This window comes from Streptomyces griseoflavus (assembly GCF_014649995.1).
In the GTDB taxonomy this organism is placed as follows: Bacteria; Actinomycetota; Actinomycetes; order Streptomycetales; family Streptomycetaceae; genus Streptomyces; species Streptomyces griseoflavus.
Map to the genome: position 1 here is coordinate 486 of NZ_BMUC01000020.1, position 602 is coordinate 1,087.

1 pseudogene is annotated in these 602 nt (G+C 70.1%); it reads right to left on the bottom strand.

What is annotated here, in order from left to right:
* Positions 1 to 480: 480 nt before the first annotated feature.
* A pseudogene (locus IE172_RS34890) lies at positions 481 to 602 on the bottom strand (IS5/IS1182 family transposase); the annotation flags it as partial.

Consider the following 602-nt stretch of genomic DNA (forward strand, 5'->3'; position numbering starts at 1 on the left):
CGCACGCCCCGCGCGATCGCCTCGCATGAGACGGTCCGTCGCTGGTGTGTCACGTTCGGACAGGCCTACGCCCGACGCGCTCTGCCGTCGGCATCTCCGGTCCGGGGTGGCCGGTGCACGAACCACCGCTCCGTTGACGGCCGCCCCGCGCCCGTCTTCCGGTACCGGGAGCGGTCGAAGAGCGGTCGGCAGCGATGCTCGCCAGGCGGGTGATGAGCGCAGGGTCGACGCGGACGCCGGTGTCGAGTAGGGCCTCGACGGCGCCCGTCGGGCAGTCGGCGAGATGGAGCAATAATTCGGGTCGGTCGGCTGCGCAAACAGAGCTTCCGACCCAGGTACACGGCTCCGACACCCGCCGGGCGTAGCAGGGAGAAGAGGGAGTGTTCAGCAGTAATAGGACTGCATGACGCGGTCGAAGCGCTGCGCCAGAAGGTCCTCACGGCGGATGATCCAGCTCACCTCCCCGTCGCCGGTGTCGATGTCGCGGTGCAGCTTGCCCGGCCTGCGCCGCCGACGACCGCGGCGGGAGCGGATCGGCGGTATGCCCTGCACGAGCGGGACAAGGGCCTGGCTGTCGTGGACGTTGGCACCGGAGATGCCGA